The 21,988-nt window shown below is 44.7% G+C and carries 16 protein-coding genes; 13 read left to right on the forward strand and 3 right to left on the reverse strand.

The window, feature by feature from the left end; all coding sequences use genetic code 11:
- The first annotated feature begins 712 nt into the window (after positions 1-712).
- Together AAIH57_RS16745 and AAIH57_RS16750 are read left to right on the forward strand one after the other, a co-directional pair.
- On the forward strand, positions 713-1,816 hold the full coding sequence (locus AAIH57_RS16745) for a polymorphic toxin type 47 domain-containing protein (RefSeq protein WP_430022711.1): 1,104 nt from the start codon (positions 713-715) through the stop codon (positions 1,814-1,816).
- 16 nt (positions 1,817-1,832) lie between these two features.
- The gene (locus AAIH57_RS16750) at positions 1,833-2,288 is read left to right on the forward strand and encodes a DUF6756 family protein (RefSeq protein ID WP_430022445.1); all 456 of its coding nucleotides are present in this window, start codon (positions 1,833-1,835) and stop codon (positions 2,286-2,288) included.
- Between the two features lie 302 nt (positions 2,289-2,590).
- Here the strand turns inward: AAIH57_RS16750 and AAIH57_RS16755 are convergent, their stop codons facing one another.
- Complete coding sequence (locus AAIH57_RS16755; protein ID WP_430022446.1) at positions 2,591-4,861, reverse strand: Ig-like domain repeat protein; 2,271 nt, start codon at positions 4,859-4,861, stop codon at positions 2,591-2,593.
- A 183-nt stretch (positions 4,862-5,044) separates the two neighbouring features.
- Between AAIH57_RS16755 and AAIH57_RS16760 the strand changes: the two genes are divergently transcribed.
- The 4 genes from AAIH57_RS16760 (at position 5,045) to AAIH57_RS16775 (ending at position 8,523) form a co-directional block, all read left to right on the forward strand.
- Complete coding sequence (locus AAIH57_RS16760; RefSeq protein ID WP_175397417.1) at positions 5,045-5,224, forward strand: hypothetical protein; 180 nt, start codon at positions 5,045-5,047, stop codon at positions 5,222-5,224.
- Positions 5,225-5,427: 203 nt separating this feature from the next.
- The gene (gene sigK / locus AAIH57_RS16765) at positions 5,428-6,126 is read left to right on the forward strand and encodes an RNA polymerase sporulation sigma factor SigK (protein ID WP_095289757.1); all 699 of its coding nucleotides are present in this window, start codon (positions 5,428-5,430) and stop codon (positions 6,124-6,126) included.
- Positions 6,127-6,288: 162 nt separating this feature from the next.
- Entirely contained in the window at positions 6,289-7,650 is a 1,362-nt protein-coding gene (locus tag AAIH57_RS16770) for an amino acid permease (protein WP_430022447.1), read from the forward strand.
- Positions 7,651-7,929: 279 nt separating this feature from the next.
- Positions 7,930-8,523: a GNAT family N-acetyltransferase gene (locus tag AAIH57_RS16775; protein ID WP_430022448.1), complete on the forward strand. Its 594-nt coding sequence runs from the start codon at positions 7,930-7,932 to the stop codon at positions 8,521-8,523.
- A 145-nt stretch (positions 8,524-8,668) separates the two neighbouring features.
- Here AAIH57_RS16775 and AAIH57_RS16780 read toward each other — a convergent pair whose 3' ends face one another.
- Together AAIH57_RS16780 and AAIH57_RS16785 are read right to left on the reverse strand one after the other, a co-directional pair.
- On the reverse strand, positions 8,669-9,505 hold the full coding sequence (locus AAIH57_RS16780; protein ID WP_430022449.1) for an alpha/beta fold hydrolase: 837 nt from the start codon (positions 9,503-9,505) through the stop codon (positions 8,669-8,671).
- Between the two features lie 53 nt (positions 9,506-9,558).
- Positions 9,559-9,981, reverse strand: a complete 423-nt coding sequence (locus tag AAIH57_RS16785; RefSeq protein ID WP_430022450.1) for a MarR family winged helix-turn-helix transcriptional regulator — start codon at positions 9,979-9,981, stop codon at positions 9,559-9,561.
- 263 nt (positions 9,982-10,244) lie between these two features.
- On the opposite strand from AAIH57_RS16785, the gene AAIH57_RS16790 reads away from it, so the two are divergent.
- From AAIH57_RS16790 to imm48, 7 genes are all read left to right on the forward strand, one after another.
- Positions 10,245-10,733, forward strand: a complete 489-nt coding sequence (locus AAIH57_RS16790; RefSeq protein ID WP_430022451.1) for a HEAT repeat domain-containing protein — start codon at positions 10,245-10,247, stop codon at positions 10,731-10,733.
- Between the two features lie 104 nt (positions 10,734-10,837).
- Positions 10,838-11,500: a ribonuclease H gene (gene rnhA, locus AAIH57_RS16795; RefSeq protein WP_430022452.1), complete on the forward strand. Its 663-nt coding sequence runs from the start codon at positions 10,838-10,840 to the stop codon at positions 11,498-11,500.
- Between the two features lie 201 nt (positions 11,501-11,701).
- Positions 11,702-12,574: an alpha/beta fold hydrolase gene (locus AAIH57_RS16800; RefSeq protein WP_430022453.1), complete on the forward strand. Its 873-nt coding sequence runs from the start codon at positions 11,702-11,704 to the stop codon at positions 12,572-12,574.
- A 235-nt stretch (positions 12,575-12,809) separates the two neighbouring features.
- On the forward strand, positions 12,810-13,799 hold the full coding sequence (locus tag AAIH57_RS16805; RefSeq protein WP_175397424.1) for a serine/threonine protein kinase: 990 nt from the start codon (positions 12,810-12,812) through the stop codon (positions 13,797-13,799).
- Between the two features lie 522 nt (positions 13,800-14,321).
- Positions 14,322-19,991, forward strand: coding sequence for a S8 family serine peptidase (locus AAIH57_RS16810; protein ID WP_430022454.1), 5,670 nt, complete (start codon positions 14,322-14,324; stop codon positions 19,989-19,991).
- 180 nt (positions 19,992-20,171) lie between these two features.
- Positions 20,172-21,413 (forward strand): helix-turn-helix domain-containing protein, encoded by a 1,242-nt coding sequence (locus AAIH57_RS16815; protein WP_430022455.1) that lies wholly within the window; start codon positions 20,172-20,174, stop codon positions 21,411-21,413.
- 131 nt (positions 21,414-21,544) lie between these two features.
- Entirely contained in the window at positions 21,545-21,985 is a 441-nt protein-coding gene (imm48, locus tag AAIH57_RS16820) for an Imm48 family immunity protein (protein WP_175397426.1), read from the forward strand.
- Positions 21,986-21,988: the final 3 nt, after the last annotated feature.

Here is a 21,988-nt window from a genome sequence, read left to right on the forward strand (position 1 = left end):
ATACCGTGAAACGGATGGTATGCTCAGTGGGCTGGCCTTCCCGGATGGAACCCAGCTGGAATATGAAAACAATACCCAGCAGCGGTTGGGATATACCTTGTCCGATGCCAAAGGGCAATCCTTGCGGGTACACGGTGAGCTGGACACGATGAACCGGGTCACTTCCATGGATATCACCTCCGGAACAGGGGGCGCTTCAGCGCTCGCAGCATCGGCCCAGACGCCTGTGGATCGAATGACCTTTAGTTATGCGTCGAACAGTTTGCTGGAAAACGTATCGTTTGGGAATGGGCTGAGCACAAGCTATCAGTTCGATGGTTATGATCTATTAGGAGTCACCGTTTCCCAAGGAACGAGCGCCATTCATCAGTTCGACTATGAATATGATGGAGATAAAAACATCACGTCCCGTACTCAAAATGGGACAAGTGATCAGTTTACGTATGATGAACTTAATCGCATCCAAACGGAATCGGGTTCGCAACAGGAAACATATACGTATGATTCGAATGGCAACCGGTACAGTACGGGGAGTGGTAAGGTATACGGACTGAAAGATGCAGAATATACGTATGACAGCCAGAATCGCTTGGTTAAAGCGACCGGGGAAGGCAAAACAGTAACCTATAGCTACAACGGGGATGGTTTGCTGTATGAGCGCACCGAAGGTGACCAAACGACTCGTTATTACTACGATGAAGAAGCCAAACTGATGGCGGAAGCCGAAGTGACGTCCGGAAAAGCTGAACTAACCTATGTCTATATCTATGACCTGTATGGGAAACTGTGGGCACGTCAGGACAAGAAAACTGGAAAATTGGAATACTACCAATTCAATGGTCATGGCGATGTAGTCGGACTTGTGGATGATGCTGGCCAAGTATTGAACGAGTATACGTATGACATCTGGGGTGGACCACTCACAACAGAAGAAACGGTTCAAAATGTTCTTCGTTATGCAGGAGAGTATTGGGATGAGACGGTAGGGCTCCAATATTTGCGGGCTCGTTGGTACGACCCGGGTATGGCACGATTCATCGGCGAGGATACGTACGAAGGTGAATTGAACGATCCATTGAGCTTGAATTTGTACTCATACGTTCAGAACAATCCATTGAAGTATGTAGATCCAAGTGGCAATATGGCAGAGCCTTACTATGCTCAAGAACTCAGACATATGCTGAAGGATGCTAAAGCGAAAGGTTATAAAATAAATACTTCAAATTATAATTTGTATAAAAATACAATTCGAGATCGTTACAGCTTTAACTCTTTTCTAGATAAGAATCGGTTTAATTACTTGTATGATATGGCAATGGGTAGAAGTGCGTATACTAAGTCTGCAGGTAATATTGGCTGGGCGAGAGAACAGTTAGTAAAAGCGTTGATTAAAGGAAAAGAAGCAGAATATGTTGCAGCGCTTGCAATGGGACTTGTTCCAGGTGCGGTTGGTAAGACGAAAGCTCCTGCATTGAGATATACCCTAAAATCACAAGATTTAGATTGGAGAGGTGCGGGAAAGTCCTGGAGGGATGCGGTTGACTTAGCGTTTAGAAAAACAGGTGTTGATAGAAGTGAATTTACAGCAACTAAATGGGCAAAAGATGCGAATGGAAAATCATTCCCGGTGGAATGGCGTTCAAAAAATGGGTCAGAAGTTAGTATCGACTATTCGCATTATGGAGTGGACAGAAACGGAAACTGGGCTTCCGGCCCTGACGCGCCACATGTTGGTTGGCAAACCCCAGGTAAAAAGAACACAGTAGGACATATAATACTTGATACTGTACCATTTGGAAGGCCGCCAAATAAATAATTCAATGGGAGGACATATGTGGGACATTAAAGAACAAATATTGACTGCTTCAAGCAAACTAGACATTGAATTAAATATTTTACCCAAAGAAGAAGCAGAAGACATCAAGCAGAGCATTATGAATAAATACTTGGAAGAAGGTAAGTCACGTAATTTTCCACTTTTTGAAAGATTACATGATTATGTGGGGATTGACGTTCCAGATTCTTGGATGTGGATAACCAATTTCATAAAAAAAACTCCAGTAATTTTATTCTTCAATCCGGAGGATGAAAAAGATTATTACAGATTAAACAGTGGAGAGGATGTTGTTTCAATTATTGACGAAATATTCAATGTCGAGTTTTATGTAACAAACCTTGATACGGAATATTTATTAGGGTATAACCACTCACAATGTTTGGTCGCTTCTGGAGCAGCGTCGTCCTGGCTAGAGAACTATGAGGGATATAAAGCAAGATATAATAAGTAAATCACAAAGAAGATTTTGACGGGAAAACTCCCTTCAAGATCTTCTTCTTGTATACCCTACCAGTGCTCCAAATGAATCCGATGGCTATGATGACAAAATGAACTTCGAAGCAAAAGACTAGTGATGAAACTAGTTCAATAGTAAAAGCTTTAAGAATTATTTTGAAATTTTCTCTCGAACTTTTGGAATGAATCCCGTTGGCCAAAATTGAGTTATCGAAAAAACCGCTAACGATATTATTCGCTAGCGGTTAAGAAAATTTAAGCATTATCATTAAGGAAATGATGTCTTAACAGGAGTCCTTACTTCAAATTTTCCAATGACTCTTTGATGGCTGGACTTAAACGGTAAGTCTTCAAAATGGTTTCAATTGCTTCTGCGCGCGTTGCTCCGCCGTTCGGGTCAAATGAACGCTCATTTTTACCTTCGAAGATTCCCAGAGCAGCAGCTTTTCGGATTGCATCTGCACCGAATGCCCCATTCAAATCAGCAAATTGTACATGGGATGTATCAATGTTCAGGATAAGTGAATTCAATACACGTGTGATGATTAGAGCCATTTCCTGACGGGAAATGGTTTTTTCCGGACGAATCGAACCGTCCTCGTATCCGTTTAATACGCCAACAGCTACAAGTCTCTTGAGGTCATTGGTAGACCAGCGATTGTTAATATCACGGTATGCTGCGAAATCCTCTTCATTCAAGTTGACTTCACGTGATGCCATATCCACAAACGCACGATTGATCATGGCTGCAAATTCTGCACGGGTAATCTGTTCATCAGGCTCGAACCCGCCAGTAGGGTAACCTTTGATTACGCCCAGCTGGGTCAATTTTTCGATAGACGGAATCGCCCAATGGTGTTGAACATCACCAAACTGTAAGGTTACGAAGTCATCCCCTTTGCTGAGGATCTCAGCGATTCTGGATTGAACACCGGCAATTACGTTGCTATCTGCGTTCACCACCCGGCTTCTGAAAATATCGTTGGGATCCTGGTAATCCTCGGACTTTTCTGGCGTGTTTGGCTGCTGCGTTGTTGTTTCTGGTACATCTGTTTCTTCTGGTTTAGGGTTAACAGGAGCGGTTGGAGTCGAACCTGAACCTGAACTCGAACCAGTCGTTGGACTGGAAGGCGTTGTACTGCTGTCGCCGCTTGGTACTGAGGGTGGATTGGAAGGTGTTGTACTACCACCGCTTCCTTGTACAACTTGCACCATCACCTCAGAAGTACTATCAGCTGTACTGTGTCTGGCATCACCGAAATATTTAGCCGTGATCGGGTGATCTCCAACACTTAGATCACTTGTTGTGAAATAGGCTTTTGCCACACCATTCGCAACACCGTCCGGCCACATGGCAAGTGTAGCCAATTCCGTGTCGCCATCCATAAGGATTACGGATCCTGCAATATCACGGGATATTTGCGGTTTTGTTTCTGTTCTTACGTAAAAGGTTACCGCGTTTCCATACTTGGATGGGTTCAGATAACTGGTAACCTTCGTCACCGTCGGGTGTTCTGTTGCAGAAGCTGCTTCAGCTGTTATCATTTGGGTTAGTGGAGTTGAAGTGCTGCCCTTGAATGTATGGTTCCCATTGTACTCCGCGGTAATCTGATGATCTCCAGCGCTTAAGCTTCTTACGGAATAAAATGCGAGATCCGGTTTGGTTACATCCGTTCCGACCTCAGCTGTACCCAGTACGATATCCCCATCCTTGAATGTAACCGTGCCTGTCGGCATGTCGTACGTATCATTATAGTTTCTGCTGACTCTCGCCATAAACGCAATGGGCTCTCCTTCTGAGGCCGGGTTACGTGTGCTTTCAATCGTAACGGTCGTATTAAACAGGTTTTCACTACTCTCCGGAGGGATTGTGCCTCCTCCATTTGATGGTGTAGGGGTTGGCACTGGCGTATTTGTCCCATTACCTTCTGCCACTTGGAGCACTATATATGAGACGCTATCAGCGATACCGAATCTGGTATCACCATAATATTTAGCAGTAATGTGGTGATCTCCAGCGCTTAGATCGCTTATTGTATATGATGTTCTTGCATGACCGTTGGAAACCCCTTTAGGAAACATCGGAAGCACAGCTAGTTCCTTGTCGCCGTCCATAAGGATGACGGTTCCAGCGATATCCTGGTAATATTGCGGGTTTGTTTTGGTGCTAATGTCAAGCGTAAACGGTTCCCCAGACCGGGGAGGATAGAGGTAAGTAACCTCCGTGACCGTCGGATGTTCCGAAGGAGGTGTCACCGTAGTGGATACCGTTTGTATAATTGGACTGGAAGTACTGCCGCTGAATGTGCTGTTGCCACTATACTCGGCTGTGATCTCATGTTCTCCAGCATCAAGACTTCTTACCGAAATCAGTGCTCTGCTAGGTATGGAATCATTCACTACACTTGCAGTGCCAATTACGGTGTCCCCGTCCTTAATTGTTACCGTACCTGTTGGGTCCTCCTGAACAGTAGAAGAGCGATCCCTAAAGACCGAGGCTACAAACGTTACAGGATCGGTTTCTGAGGCTGGGCTGCGCGTGCTTTGAATCGTAATGGAGGTAGTCAAAAATTGTCGAAAGTTTAATGTGTTTGTAGAAAAATCAACTAACTCCCTTTATTCAACATAGTTCATCGCCAGGTGTCTCTTTAAGAGGGATGTTCATATATCCACAGCTGGGATCGGATTAGACTTATATGCAATAGCTTAATAATTAATAAATATCATTTTTCCCAAAGAGAAGGTGACCGTTTGTACTACTATAAAGGCGCATTCAGAGGCGCGGATAATTTTATCTATTTCAAAAGCGATGTTCCATTAGCCGAGAGTGATGTCGTTATATTGGGAGAGAAAAAATATTTTATCGAGAGCATACAGAAAGAATTCCTGCTCCTTCAAAAGGTTGGGTCCATTGTTGATGTAAGTACGTGATACTCATGGCAAAAAATAGACTACACAATCGCAGCATTAAGCATAGGTATTCCCCTAAAATAAAGATCCACTAAATCATCGCGGTAACATCCCCTTTTTCTAGTGTACGTGCACTTCTGGGCCCCCGCCTACATACAATAGATCGACCCTGTTCCTTCACGTGCTCAGGCCAGATCGTTGTAAAACTGCAGGAGGTGTCATCTGTGCCCGGATTGTTTACCGCAATTGCCCTGTTCATCAAAGAGTTAACGCTGCTCGTCTCGTATGTCAAAAATAATGCGTTTCCCCAGCCGCTGGCTGAGGACGAAGAAGCCAAACACCTGCGCCTCATGGCTGAAGGCAACGCCCACTCCCGCAATTTGCTCATTGAACACAATCTGCGCCTTGTTGCGCATATCGTCAAGAAGTTCGACAATACGGGGGAAGACCTGGAAGATCTGATTTCGATCGGAACCATTGGTTTAATCAAGGCCATCGAAAGTTTTCAGCAAGGCAAAGGAACCAAACTCGCCACATTTGCGGCCCGCTGTATAGAGAATGAAATTCTGATGCACCTTCGTTCCCTGAAGAAAACACGCAAAGACGTCTCCCTTCATGATCCCATCGGAACGGACAAAGAGGGAAATGAAATTACACTTATCGATATCCTTGGAACCGAAGCGGATGATGTCGTAGACAAGGTGCAGCTTAAGATTGAAAAAAGCAAAATTTACCGCAATCTCGACATCCTCGATGATCGGGAGAAGGAAGTTGTCATTGGACGATTCGGCCTGGAGGCAGGCGGGGAAGAACGGACTCAACGCGAAATTGCCAAGGAACTCGGCATCTCCCGTTCGTATGTATCACGGATTGAGAAACGGGCGTTAATGAAGCTGTATCATGAGTTCTATAAGCAAAAATAATCGTTGACCAGAACAGAGGGCGCCTTTTAGAAGAGGTGGCCTCTTTGGCATAAAAAAACATAAATGAAGGGATAGGTATTCTGGTCACTTTATTATATGATGGGTTGTATACAAGTTTCAGCAACGTAGAGAGCATGTGCAGAAAGAGAGTGGTGGTTTACCATGCAGGAAGAGACATTAACACGAGGATTAAAGAACAGGCATGTCCAGCTTATGGCGATTGGAGGTGCGATTGGGACAGGCCTCTTTCTAGGAGCGGGCAAGACGATTCAACTGACAGGACCGTCGATACTGTTGGCGTATATCATCACAGGTGCGGTTTTGTTTTTGATCATGCGTGCATTGGGGGAACTGTTGTTAAGCAACCTGCAGTATCACTCCTTTGTGGATTTCGTGCGTGATTACCTGGGAAATATGGCGGCGTTTATTACAGGCTGGACCTACTGGTTCTGCTGGATTTCCATCGCTATGGCGGACATTACCGCTGTCGGCATGTATACGCAGTTCTGGTTTCCGAATGTACCGCAATGGATGCCTGGTTTAATTGCATTGGTCATTTTATTAATCATGAATCTGGCAACGGTGAAGCTGTTTGGTGAAATGGAGTTTTGGTTCGCTTTAATTAAAGTACTCGCCATTCTGGCCCTTATTGTTGTCGGTTTATATATGATATTTAAAGGTTTTACTACAGATCAGGGGACCGCAAGCTTTACCAATCTGTGGAGTCATGGGGGATGGTTCCCGAATGGCATGCATGGATTCATCATTTCGTTCCAGATGGTGGTGTTCGCTTTTGTAGGTATGGAACTGGTCGGACTGACAGCGGGGGAAACAGAGAACCCGGAGAAGGTCATTCCCAAAGCCATTAACCAGATTCCCATCCGTGTGCTGCTCTTTTATGTTGGTGCACTGCTGATTATTATGAGCATCTACCCATGGAACGCGATAGTACCGAGTGAAAGTCCCTTTGTGCAGGTGTTTGCAGCCGTAGGTATTGCGACAGCCGCCGGCATTGTGAATTTCGTGGTGCTGACATCCGCAGCTTCGGCGTGCAACAGTGCCATTTTCAGTACAAGCCGTATGGTCTTCTCCATGGCCAAGGATCGGAATGCACCGGAGTCGCTTGCCCGCCTGAATGGCCGAAAGGTGCCTTCCAATGCGCTGTTTTTCTCCACACTGGTCATCCTGGTTGCGATTATTCTGAATTATGTGATGCCTGAGGGCGTATTTACACTGATTACAAGTGTTTCGACCGTGTGCTTTATCTTTGTCTGGGGGATCATGGTGATCTGTCACCTGAAATACCGCCGTACCCAGCCGGAACTCGCTAGTCGGAGTCGGTTCAAACTGCCGCTCTATCCATTTTCGAACTATCTGATTTTGGCTTTTCTGGCGTTTGTACTCGTTGTTCTGGCACTGGCCGAAGATACACGAGTGGCGCTGTTTGTCACGCCGGTGTGGTTTATCCTCATGGCGGGGATCTATCTGTTCAAAAAAAGAAGTGCAACCACAACGCAAGGTTAACGCGCTAATGGTTTAAATGCGGATGAGATACCTTATACTCAGAAAAAAGTAACAAAACAAACGAAAACCGTCCATCATTGATGGGCGGTTTTGATGTTTTAAAGTGACCATTTCTCATCTGAATGAAGTTATAACGTATTTCTAAATTGAATCGGATGCAGAAGCACTTCCGGCTGCCCTGTAAAAATGATTACGTTTTGCACCTCGAGGAGTCTATACTCACAGCTCATTTATCTATAGTATGTTTTATATAAAACCAGACGGAGGTGGACAGTTATCATGCAAGAAAAAGATGTTGTTCTGGAAGGGAAAAAGGTAACTCTTGTTCCGATGGAAAACAGCCACAAGGCGGAATTGATTCGTGTCTTATTCACTCCAGAAGTGTGGGAATTCACCTGGCGAACGATCCATACACCTGAAGAACTCGATCAAGTACTGACGCTTGCACTGGAGAATAAAAAGAATGGATCACAGATCCCCTTCACCATTATGGATCAAGCGACAGGAGCGATCATCGGAACTACCCGAATTGGCGATCTTGACATGGGTAACCGAAATGCAGAGATTGGATGGACCTGGCTTGCACCTGACTATTGGCGGACGGGAGTAAACACGGAGTGCAAATATCTTTTGCTGCAATATTGCTTTGAAGAACTGAATTTAATGCGGGTGCAGTTCTCCGTAAGCGGACAAAATGTTCGATCGCAACGAGCAATTGAACGAATCGGAGCCAAGAAGGAAGGCGTATTCCGTAAGCACAGAATAAAGGCAGACGGCTCGATTCATGATAATATTTTTTACAGCATCATAGACAATGAATGGACGGATGTAAAAGAGAAACTTTTGTGTTTATTATCCAAATCATATACATAATCACTAGTGCGGGATTTCCAATGATGATACGCATCCGTGATGAGGCTGCCCCCAGAATGAAGTGAAGTCCCGGAGAACGCTCTTGGGACGCGGTTACGGGAACAGCCTGCTATAATAATCAACCATTAATCGATTCTAGCCAAGGTTAACTGGAGAGCTCACTCTTTCTCCGTAACCACTCCAGAATAATCTCAACAGCTTCCATATATCGCTGACCCACAAGCAAACCGGTATGTGTCGTGTGCCACAGTCCGGCGTATTCCGCGTGAAGCTGCTTAGCGGTCAGCTTGCCTCGTAGCTCCTCTTCATCACTGGATACGGCCTTGATGACCAAACTGGGGCATGTAATGGACTCACCGTTAATGGATACACCCTCTCCAGCGCCGAAGGCCGCGGAGAATGTGCTAAATGCTTGCGACGATTCCATGGCCAAGTACTTGCGTTGAAAAGCAATGTCCTCTTCCGACTCATCTATGCTGGTCAGTTCATCGCGAACGGGTGCAGGAACGATGAGGCCAGGCGTTATTGGTTCCGCTTCATATGGCACGGTGCGAAGAACTTCCTGGCTTAGACTGGAATCGATCACGATCAACCCTCGCAGGGGAGAGCTTTCTGCAAGCTTTTGACTAAGAATGCCACCCATGCTGAATCCGATGAGGATAGGCGGCTCGCCGCACTCGGCGATGACTTCCTGAATATCCTCCAGGTAATCTTCGAAGGTCACCCGGGTCATGTCCTGCACTCTGCTCTTGTAGTGACTTCTCAGATTCATGACATAACAGGTCCAGCCTTCATGGATGAAATGAGGGATGTATTTGCTCCACATCCAGCTGCCTGTATAGGCACCGTGAACGAATAATAGTGGGGGCCTGTTTTCGCCTATCCCTTGAATGTCATCTCCCTTAAATATTTCCAGATATAAGTCCTGTTCCCCAATGTACTTTACGGTATGATCAGGCAGGGATTTGGTATAGTCTGTCATGTGTAAATCCTCCAAACATTTAGTTTTATATCAAACTATTTATCCAAAAAAATTTAGAAGTTGCTGTGAATTTTCATCAGTATCCGCAGCAGTTCCTCTTTCTCTGTTTCTGTGATATCCGCGTAAAAGGCATTCAGCAGGCTCTGGGAAATCTCCTCAAAAATGGGCTTTAGATCCTCGCCTTTAGGCGTTAGGGCAACATGAACTACACGGGTATCCTCGTGGCTCCTCTCCTTGATGACGTATCCCATACGGACCAGCTTGTCGACAAGCGCTGTGACGGTAGATTTGTCTTTGCCAATTTTTTTGGCGATCTCGGCCATGGTCATTTTAGGTCTGTGATACAGAGCATAGATAATATCGCCATGCGAAGTGGCAATATCCTGAACTCCATGCTTGGTCATCTCGGATACGATAAAACGGTTGGAACTCTCTTTAATTTTGGATATGAGTGATATAGCGTCTCTTGTTTTCATAACTCCAATATAGTTTGGTATCAAACTAAAGTCAAGGAGATTTCGAAACCATTGTGCGAAGGGATGACTCGATGTCCAGCATAAGACGCAGACAAGCAAATAATATAACTCTCATTATTCAAGTAAGTTGCATACCTGCTCACGTTGAGGAAAATAGTCCCAAAAACAAAAGGACCATTATACTACGTTCCAAATAAGGAAAATAACCGATGTTATTAAGGTAGTTCCTTTCTGCTAACAAACGAGGAGTGATACAGCTTACGATGCATACGAATATAAAACAAGAAATTCTTTCTCAAGAAGATACGGAAGAAGCTTTACAACGAATAACGCATATTGGTGAGAACAAGGATATCTCTAAAATTCATTTTCTGATCAAGCTTCTGGAAACTACAGAAAACAATGTACTACGAAACCAAACGGCCATCGCATTATCCGATCTTGGAGATGAGCGAGCGGTCGAGCCATTAATTCAAGCGATAATGGACCCCAGAACAGTGGGAAGCAGGGGGACGCTGTTATACGCTCTTGAAAACCTGGATTACATACTACATATAGAGCACATCATTCCATCTATTGGTGATACCAGTCTGGATGTATGCGCACAGTCATTCATGCTGTTGGAGCAATTAAAGGATAGGCTATCCGACGAACAAATACTTAGATGCCAACAAGTAATTGAGCACGAAATCAAACATAACGAAAGAAAGCTTCTGGTCGTAGCTTTAGACATGCTGCAGAGATGGAGGTAAGGCCGCGTCCGTGAACTGAACAATCCCTATCCAATGCTTTCATTCCCTCCTTCCTTTCGTTTACAATAGGGTATTGAATGCAGCAAACGAAGGAGCGGGTATTGATGGCGAAACAAAAATACTATGTCGTGTGGGCTGGCAAGCAGCCAGGCGTATACAGCACGTGGGCGGAATGCAAAGCGCAGACAGATCATTTTACCGGGGCAAAATATAAATCGTATGAAACCAAGGCCGCAGCCGAAGAGGCTTACCGTGCCGGATGGAAGGGAAACTGGGGGACAGGTGCAAGCGGATCAGTTAGTTCTTCCAAGACCAAGTCCGTCAGCAGCGGGAGAAGCGCAGGTATGGAAACTTCGGAAGAAGTGGACTACGACAGCATCTCCGTTGACGTAGGTACGCGCGGAAATCCGGGACCCGTGGAATATAAAGGGGTAGACACTCGCACAGGGGAAATTATTTTCTCCGTCGGACCGATCTCCAAAGGCACGAACAACCTGGGTGAATTTCTGGCTATTGTACATGCCTTGGCGCATCTCAAAAAAGAAGGCAGCAGCAAGACCGTGTATACCGACTCCGTAAATGCCATGAAATGGCTGAAGCAAAAAAAGGTATCCACCACACTGGCTCGGGATACCTCTACAGAAGAGATTTGGCTGATGATTGACCGTGCGGAGCAATGGCTGCGTACGAATACGTATAGCAACAAAGTGCTGAAATGGCAGACGAAACAGTGGGGCGAAATCAAGGCGGATTATGGGCGCAAATAAGCAAAGATCCTAAACGTGTGTTACATTATATGAAGTCTATTAGAAACGATATTTACAATTTCCAGTTTCCATTCTATAATCATCTGAATATGAGAAGTTACACATATGGAGGAGCCTGTCATCTGCAGGCCCTCTTTATCTTTTTGGTCGATCCCTTTATTGTAAAGTTATGGGGGAGAGTACACATTGCAGGAGGCAGACATGAGTTCCATTTATAGAAGTGAAGAAGGCAAGAGCAGTATTCTTGAGGATTATGAAGCCTATCTTGAGAATCTGGGCGAAGGCATTACACGGGAATACGTGGAGACTAGGTTTGGACAAACGCATGTATTGCTGACGGGTCCAGAGGACGGTAAGCCTTTATTTATTCTCCAGGGCGGAAACTGTGTGAATCCGATGACGTTGTCATGGTTCTCTTCCTTATTCAAGGATTACCGGATTATTGCTCCTGATACGATCGGTCACCCCGGTTACAGTGAAGAGACACGAATCTCGGCGAGGTTTGATAGTATGGCCTTGTGGGTTTCCGATTTGCTGGACCATTACAAGTTTGAAAAAAGTGCGTTTATCGGGCCTTCGTTTGGCGGTGGAATTATCCTTAGACTGGCTACGTACATTCCGGAGCGTATTGCATGTTCCGTCTTGGTATCGCCTGCTGGACTGGCTGTCGGTTCGAAATTTAAAACAGCTCAGGATATCGTTCTTCCACTTGTGAAATATCGGATGACTTCTTCTCCATCTTCTTTGCAAAAAATTACAGGCACCATGTCATGCAACTGCATGAAGGAAATGGATAAAAACATTATGGGCAAAATCTTCAAATACGTCAGCATGGAGCAGGATAATCCGAAGCTTACGGAGCGGGAAGAGCTGGTCAATTATACGTCGCCAACGCTGCTGCTGGTCGGAGAGAAAGATGTCTTTTTCCCTGGGGACAAGGTCATTGAACGAGCTCAGAAAATTATTCCGAATGTACAAGCCGTCAAATACGACACGGGTCATTTTCCGTCTCAAGACGTGCTCATTCAGATGAACGAGGAAATTCGCCAGTTTTTACAGAAGAACTACGAATAGGCTGCAGGGACGGGGCGGAGTGAAGTGTTTTTCCAGTTTAATAAAATAAACCGCCCCATCTGTCGATAACATATCATTAGAGGATTGTTTTAATGAATGTTCCCGCATGACTATGTTTCGAATTGCACCATTTGGTTTAAATATATTGTTGGCGATGAAACGCCTGCTGATTGGAACGGAATGGTGCAACATGCGGCAAGTCTTCCGATCAACAAGGTTGAAAAGAGGGTCTGTTATGAGAAAAGACAATTACAAAATGGCACTGCAGCGCAATGTCATTCTAAACGATACATATCAGGTAAGACAGGTACTCGCCAGCAGCGAGCTGGCTATTGTGTATGCAGGAAGAGACAAAAATACAGGGGCGAAGGTAGCGATTAAGGAATTTTTTCCACAACGGCTGGCTTCGCGTCAATCCGATAAGCGGGGAGTGTACTGCTCTTCGCGCGGCTTTGGCGGGCAATATCAGGAACTGCTTGCTGCCTTTTTGATGGAAGGTGAATTGTTGTCTGACCTCAGCCATCCCCATATCATTACATACATCGATCATTTTGAAGAGAATGATACAGGGTACCTGATTACGGAATACTGCAGCGGGATTACCTTGAATGAGTATTTGAACGAAAATGACCATGCACTGGATCCAGCATTTATTCAGGGTACTTTGCTTCCTCTGGTGGACACCCTGGACTACATTCATAAACAGGGGATTCTTCACCGGGATGTGAAACCTTCCAACATTATGATTATGGAGGACGGGACACCTATGCTGCTGGATTTCGGTTCCGCTGCTCGCTGGCCCACACAATCTGGAGATAAACAGGCAATCTTTACATCTGCGGGATATTCGCCGCTTGAATTTTATTCCGAGAAATCCAGTCAGGGACCGATGTCAGACATCTATAGCCTGTCAGCTCTCCTTCATTATTGGACATGCGGACAGCCCCCGATGGACGTGAAACAACGTCTGTTCCAGGATGAGTTACCATCCGTTCGCAGCCACAACACGTATGTAAATCCATGGCTGGCTCGTGTCATTCATTGGGGTCTGACTGTCCGCTCCGAGAAGCGCTGCGCTTCGCTTGCTTGGGTCAGAAGGTCTTTGCGCGTCCAAGCCTTGATGTGGAAAATACGCAAACCAGGCACGTTGGAATGGACATTGGCAGAGAATGAACATACTCAGGTTTATGATCTGGAACCGGGTAAAAAGCATGAGACGGCGTAAGCTTACGCCTCTTTTGCAACCCAATCTTCATGCTTAGACTAAAACGAAAGAACAAAATGAAGCCAGACCTCTTGTGAAAAGGGAGACCTGGCTTGTTTTTCACTATTAAAATTATTATGATGGAATAAATTGGATATATCAAGTCAAAGAAGCTCACATATATCATTCTGACAGGGATGGTGATGTGAGCTTTTTTACGCTTTTTTTCAGAAGTTTTATATTGAACGCAATAAGAAATTAGCATAAAAAGTAAATTCCCATTCAAAATACTCTTCATTTTCGAAAGTGTTTTTAGGTCTAGAGATACTTGTTTGCTAAAAGAAGTTGCAAATATTAGGGTGTCAGCCTGGGTTTGTAAAATAAAGTCTCTAAATTAGATAATTCGGTCTATATATAAGTAAATTTTTCCGAAGGTTATCAGAGTGACTCAATCTATTAACATACTCAATTACCCCAATTTACATTCCATACGCTGCGGAATACGATAATCCTAATCTAATAGGAAACTGCAGGAGGTATGAAATGAAACGAAAATCAGCCCGATTGTTATCCGGTTTTATAGCAGCAGGAGTCTTGTTATCTTCTATGTTTTCCATGCCTGCTTATGCAGCCCCTGCCTATGGCGCTCTCGAGAAGAGTGAAAGTGCTAAGTCCATTCTGCAATCTCTGACGAAGGAAGAAAGACAAGCTCTAAACCAGCTTCAGGTTATGGATGGAGAAATTATAGACGCCAAGGTGAATACGAAAAGTAGCGATTTGGTAAACGTGATTGTCCAATTCAAAAGCGAACCCGCTGCAGTTGCCTTAAAACGAGCTGCACTAAACAATGAGAAGATGTCAGAGCTTACGGCTACGAGCAAAGTAAAACAAAATCACCAGCAATTCAAGCAGCACATTAAGTCTCTGCAGCAGAAGAGAGGGCTATCTTATGATGCTGCCGCGATCCAAATCACTCAGGAGTATGAAACCGCACTAAATGGTGTTGCGCTAACCATCCCTGGCGTAGCCATAGACGATTTGATGAAATCCGGGGTAGTCAAAAAAGTGTGGGCTGATCAGGAAGTGGCTCTGGATCTACCAGAGACAGACACGCAAAGTGAATTTGTCGTGGGGGGTGGAATGCAGCCTCGAATGGCTGATAGTGTACCTTATCTCGGCATCGATAAACTTCATAAAGAGGGCATTACAGGTAAGGGAATTAAGGTCGGTGTACTGGACACAGGGATTGATTATAATCATCCGGATTTAACAGGGGCATATAAAGGGTATCGCGCTCATTCAGGTGAAGATCCAAAGCAAGTGGATCCGGCGACGGTTAAAGGTTGGGACTTTGTCGATAACGATGCTGACCCGATGGAGACGACTTATGAAGATTGGGAAAATTCCGGTTATAAGGAACAGGGTGTATTAGCAGAAGATTATTATACTTCCCATGGAACACACGTATCGGGAACCATCGCTGGTCAGGCCAAAAATGAAGTGGGGTACGCTGTAAAAGGTGTTGCTCCAGACGTAGACTTATATGTGTACCGTGTACTTGGACCTGGTGGAAGTGGTGAGATGAGTGGCATTATTGCCGGGATAGACAAGGCCATTGAAGATGAACTGGATGTGATCAATCTCTCTCTCGGAGCTGCAACGAATGATCCATTGGATCCAGCCTCCATTGCACTGAATAATGCTATGCTGCAGGGCGTGGTAAGTATGGTTGCGGCAGGTAACGATGGACCCAATGAAGGTACGTTAGGTACTCCTGGAGCCAGCGCGCTGGCCATTACGATTGGTGCATCCGATGTTCCGTTAACCCTTCCTACGGCTACCGTGACTATGGATGTGTACAGCGATCCAGGTGCGGGAGAGGCAGGCGGAAATACAGCTGAAACAGAAGCGCCTGCTGCAGAAGAAGAAGTGCCAGTGGGAGAAGACATGCATGCTACAGAAGAAGAAGCGCCACCAGCAGCAGACGAACCATCTGCAGCAGATGTAGAAGCATCGGCAACAGAAGAGGAGACACCAGTAGAAACTTCACCAGCAGCAGAAGATGCACCTGAAGCAGATGTAGAAGCACCACCAGCAGCAGAAGAAATACCTGCAGTAGAAGAAGAAGTACCAGCACCAGGAGAAGAAGCGCCTGATTCAACTTATACTGAGGAATTACCTCTGTTTGGTAAAGATTTTACTGACGATCTGACCACGCTTGAAGGCAAAACCTACGAACTTGTTTATGCAGGGCTTGGTAATGCTTTTGATTTTGAAGGTATTGATGTACAAGGCAAAGTGGCCCTAATCGCTCGGGGTGATATTGCACTCGATGCCAAGATCGTCAATGCAAGAAAGGCAGGCGCGGCAGCAGCAATCATTTATAATAATGTTGAAGGAACAATCCCCAATTATTTGGGTGAAATGAACGGGTATATTCCTACATTCCAAATGATGAGAGAGCTTGGAGAAAAACTAAAAGAGTTGAATGGCGTGACGGTCACCTTTGGCGCAGCAGGCCAAACCGTTACGGAAGGAAATAAACTGGCAGATTTCAGTTCCCGAGGTCCAGCCGCCGTGAATGATGATATTAAACCTGATCTCGTAGCCCCGGGCGTAGCTGTTTTTTCAACCTATCCTGTATTTGTGAATGATCATACGGGTGAGAATTATAATATTGCCTATGCACGAATTTCGGGTACTTCCATGGCAACGCCGCATATGGCGGGTATTGCTGCACTTATGCTCCAGGCACATGAAGAATATACACCTTTTGATGTGAAGACTGCTCTTATGAATACAGCTGTCGATTTGAATGGCAATTATTCCGTATATGAGGTAGGTGCAGGTCGTGTAGATCCTTACCGGGCAGCCCACACATCCGTATTTGCCAAAGTTCAGGATCAAACGATTCACTTTTCGAATGACGAATCCATCCTGATTGATGAAATTACAGGTTCCATCGTATTTGATAGTGCATATTTGGAAGAAAACGGCCAGGGAATCGTATCGGACAGCCGGACAGTTAAGATAGAGAATAAAGGGGACCGTGCCAAAACGTATAACACTTCCATGAAGCTGTTAAACGATATGAATTTAAATGTTCATGTTCCAGAATCCATTACTGTAAATGGTGGAAGTACGGAAGAGATGACTGTTTCAGTGGATATACCACAGAACACGCCGAGCGGCCGTTATGAAGGATATGTATATTTGGATACGGGAGATGCGGCGGATCATATTCAGATTCCATTCTCCATCCGTATTAGCGAAAAGGGCATCACTTCGGTGGAGATGATTCCTCCATCCGTTACAAACGATACCCCATTCCATCAGTTTCTGAACCGGATGACACTGAGTACCATTCTTTTGGGCAGTCCCATTGATTCTGTGGATGTATTGCTGAAGGATCGCGAAACCGGCGAGGACATCGGGTTTGTAGGTACCTTGAATTCGCAGTCCATGCTCCCGGGAGTGGAATATCTGATCCTGAATGTGTTTAGAGGTTATGCATTTCCGATTGAAAATGGGGAGATCTCCAGCATCGCACGATTTGTCCCTGAGGGCAGCTACACACTTGAATTCATTGGAACGGATTCGGACTCGAAGCAGTATTTATATGAAACTTTGGTAGTTGTGGACAATACAGCACCTGAGATTGATTTGGGTATAGAGTCTGGCGTATACGAACTCAATGATAGTATGCTGACGGAAAGGGAAGGTGGACAGGGCGTCTGGTATGATGGCACAGCTATCGATTCAACCGTCCAAACCTTTGTTGATAATGGGATCACCGCTTATGATCAATCTTCCAATCGTGTCATTTTCTATGAGAATGGCAGTCCCTTCTATTCCGGTGATTTGCCTGTTTCCAAAGAAGGAAACATATCATTTGGTATTACCAAAGAAGAATATGACAATGGTTACGAACTTCGACTCTTTGGATTGGATGTGGGTACAGCGGCAAATCCTGTTAAGGACCATCGCTATGGGTTTATATCTGAAGGCAAACCTTATGTGACCAGCAAATATGACAAAGACGAAGTGCGTAAAGGTGATACGATTACCCAGACCATTCAATTGAACAATGTGAGGAAGTTAAACGGTATTTCGTTTACCCTGGAATCGATGTATGACTATAAACAATTTAACCGGGTTGAGCCAACGCCTGAGCTGCAGGCATTATTGGTTGCCACAGGTGCTGAAGTGAAATTAAGTGATCCTGTAGTGGACCAAAGAGAAATCAGCTTTGAGGCATCCATCTCAGGTGGGTCCTTTGAAGGAATCACAGGGGATCTTGATTTGTTCCATGTTGTCTTTGATGTACCGAAGGATGAATTCTATTTTAAGAAAAGCGACGTACCATTTCTTGAAGTGAAATACACGACTGTTGGCATGAAAGAGAACGAAGAGAAATTGGCATTAACCGCGTTTAACACAGACAGCTATGAAGTAATCTCCAAATCTTCAAGAACATATGGTTTTGTACGTCCGGAAGCTTTTATGGTCGATGGAGAGTATCTGGATTTTGCAAATGACTATTCGGCAATGGGCATTGAAGTTTATGCCGAGACGGCTTCCGGTGAGAAATATGAGGGGACTGTGCAAAATTATGGTGAGTTCCTTATCGATGGGATTCCCGCAACAGGAGAAATGACGACCATCTACACACGAGTTCCGGGTCATTTACCTTCCAAGCTGGCAGTGGTTCTGAGCAAGACGATTGATGGCGAATATTATGGCATCAATCAAATGAATTCGTCTGACTTTACGTATGCTGGAGATATTAATGGGGATGGAGCCATCGATATCTATGACATGGAGCTTGTAACGAAACATTATCATACTTCGGATGAAATCGCTGATATTGACCAGGATGGTTATGTAGGAGACGCCGAAGTGAATTATATTACGAATAACTTTGGAATGACCGCTAACTATTCTACCAAGGAGCCTGTCTTGCAAATAGGGGACAAAGACTTAGGGTATTACCTCAATAAAATTCAGGAAATGAACAATGGTGGCTCTGGTAATAACGGTGGCGGTTCGGGAAATGGCGGTGGATCATCGACATCCCCTGCTCCTGCACCTGCGCCAATGCCACAACCAGAAACTGGTACAAATCAAGTCATCACGGAGAAGGATCTGAAGGCTGCAACAAACGGTACAGTGAATGTGGATATCACGGTTGGTAAGAAGATTGAGCTGCCTGTCAATGCTGGAGACTTGTTAGATACGAATTTACTCACACTTTCTCAGAAAGGTGTACTATCGCTCACCATTCCTTCTGGAGTATTGAAACAGCTGCAAACTAAAGGAGGCCCTGGTGCGGCTGATGGCAAAATCATACTGGATATAAAGAAAAAAGATGCGAAAGCTCCTGAGGCAAAACAAGGTCTTACGTGGACAACCGCAGGTGCTGCTTACGAAATTGAACTTTACCTGGAGGTGTTAAGTGAGAAGTTATCCTTATCCACATTCCCGGAAGATATTACGCTGGCACTCCATTACAACAAGGATCTGAACGGCAATCTTATTGGAATGTACAATGAACATTCATCTGCGAATAACTGGAACTATGTCGGTGGGGTTGTAGAACCACAACAGGGTACCGTCACATCCAAAGTGTCTCATTTGGGCACCTATGCACTGTTCGCTTACGATAAATCCTTCGTAGACGTGTCACCAACGCATTGGGCAAGTGAAGCAATCAAATCTCTTTCGGCGAAACATGTGCTGACAGGTAAAACAGAGACTACGTTTGATCCACAAGGTCAAACGACTCGTGCCGAATTCGCCGCCTTAGTCGTAAGAACCCTTGGTTTAGAGGCGAAAGGTAATGAATTACCATTTGGTGATGTAAGCAAGGATGCCTGGTATGTGGATAGCGTGGCTGCTGCATATCAAGCAGGTTTGGTTCAGGGAATAGCGAATGATAAGTTTGCTCCGACCCAAACCATTTCACGAGAAGAAATGGCAGTGCTCATGATGAGAGCATACGAATACCAAACCCAATCAAACCCTACCAAATCGGCTGATGCCGGTTATACGGATGAAGCAAACATTGCATCTTGGGCAAAAGAAGCTGTTGCCAAAGCTTCCGAACTCGGTGTAATGAAAGGTTCTGCGGATGGGGAATTTAAACCCAAAAATAATGCTACACGTGCCGAAACGGCCCAAACGGTTTACAATTTACTTTCGTTGTTGAAATAATAGTACAAGTATAAGAGGTTCCTCCAGCATTAGGGGGGACCTCTTATTTTGTCATGACTGCATCTTGTTGTTCTCCGAAGTTCTCTTCCCAAGTACGCCAGGGTCCAACATATAACTGGTAGTGTCCACATTCGATCCCTATAATTAGGAATAAAACGATGGACAAAAAGAGGTGTAGTGATGATTGAAGGGAAGATTATTAAATTTTACCGGGAGAAAAACAGACGAACTCAGGGAGAACTGGTGAAAGGGATCTGTTCAGTCACACATCTGAGCAAAATTGAACGGGGAATGACAGAGTACTCACAGGAAATTATGGACATGCTCTGTGACCGACTGCATATTGATATGACAAGGGAAGCAGCAAGATATCATCAAATGAACGATATTCTGGATTCATGGCAAGAGGCCATTATTATGCAGAGAACAGCTGAAGCTATTCGGCTAAAAGACAAGTTGGAAGAAGAACCGTTAAAAGGCATACCAGACCTGCGTCTATCCTATGACTTGCTGCAGATCCGATTTTACTTGTTTATGAATAATATCGATGAAGCAGAGAGACTTATAGCCGAAGTCGAGATTCCGGATGAATCGGAGCATTCGTACGAGCATTATTTTTATCACCATGTGATGGGGATTTACTACTTCCTTACAGGACATTATACCAAATCAATCCAGACATTAACTTCAATCAATCAGTCCAAATATACGAATCATGAATACTTTTATCATTTGTCGCTGGCATATCACTCGATATATTCGAATATTACGTCTTACTATTACGCTGAGAAGGCTATCCAGCATTTTCGGAAAACACTCAATATGGTGCGGATCATTGATACCGAAACCATTATGCTGGTTCAACTCAATTCACGCGAGTATCATGATTTTCCTGAGACGAAACGCAGATATGAGAATCTCATTCGGATTTGTGATGATTGTGGGCTTCCTGACCGAAAAGCAAAGCTGCTGAACAATCTTGGCTATGAATATAATCGGCGAAAGCAATATGAGGATGCTGCCCATTGGTATAGGCAAGCTCTTGCTATCATTCCTGAGAAGCAACCGTTGTACCTGATGGTACTCAATAATTACATAGAATCGAATAGACTGGGTAATCTCATTCCTGCAAACAAGCTATTGGATATGTCTCTGGATGCATTGCATAACTCTAAACTTGTTGAAGACGCAAGTTATATGGAACTGGAACTCCAGTGTGTCATTTTACAAGGGGAAGAGAACGCGTATTATGAAATGATAGAAAAGCGGATTCTTCCTTATTATCGTGAACTCGGTTCCCAGTATCTCGCCGAACGGTATGAAGAAATATTGTTTCAGTACTATATGAATCATGGTGAAAAGGATAAGGCACTTGGGCTCGCCAAAAATCGTTTTAAATCGCAAGCCACTTTACTTATATAAGGGTAATATTAGAGTAAAAGAAGAGTCGATATGTAGGTGATTTGAAACGAGCACTGTATCTCCGATACAATGTGGTCAGAGAGTCTGAGAGATTTGCATTCAAATATGGCTGAGAAATGGAGAACTACAATATGACTGATTTTATTAACGCGGATGATATTAATGACGTAATTCTGGCAGCGGCTGCCACAGAACTGGAGCAGATGGTGAGCAGAATTTGCGAACTGATTGGCACACCTTTGGAACAAACAACGGAGCTGGAGCGTCAGGTGATTGCGGCATTTGGTTTTGGCGCTGTATACGGTATTACCCATCGGGATCAGCTCGGAGAGTCGCAGGCTCATGCACTTAGCATCCGGATGCTGATTAAGCCGTTTAACTATAGTGAGCAGCAAGCGGTGGATTTTGCCGATGACCTGATTCGGGTGGCTTCGGACCGGGAGGCACATCCTGTCATGAACACGATTATTCATCGCGGCATTGATGGTCACCGCCAATTCAACCAGGAAGACGATGAAGGACTTGCCCGCAACATTCAGGAGATTTTGACTGCGGTACAACCGGAGAAATAGATG

Origin of the sequence: Paenibacillus sp. MABNR03, assembly GCF_050455445.1 — a bacterium.
Classification (GTDB): Bacteria; Bacillota; Bacilli; order Paenibacillales; family Paenibacillaceae; genus Paenibacillus; species Paenibacillus xylanilyticus.